A 236-nucleotide genomic window follows, 5' to 3' on the forward strand; every position below is an offset into this window, starting at 1 on the left:
GCGGTGAAGCCCGGCATGCCCAGCGCACCCAGCGCCAGCGACGGCCGCGCCAGGCCATCGATGCGCTGCAGGCCGCTGCCATCGGACAAGGCGTAGTCCTGCCAGCCTGCACCGGCCACCACCCGCTGCCCGGGCTGGAAATCCGGATGGCGCGAGGTCACCACGCGGCTGACCGTGCCGCCGACCATCACCTCGCCCAGCGCCACCGGCGGCGCGTAGCCGGGACCGGCCTCGTC

1 pseudogene is annotated in these 236 nt (G+C 75.0%); it reads right to left on the reverse strand.

The window, feature by feature from the left end:
* Positions 1-236, reverse strand: a pseudogene (locus SB660_RS23775) (NADP-dependent oxidoreductase); the annotation flags it as partial.

It is taken from the genome of Bacillus sp. SIMBA_005 (assembly GCF_046535585.1).
Lineage (GTDB): Bacteria > Bacillota > Bacilli > Bacillales > Bacillaceae > Bacillus > Bacillus pumilus.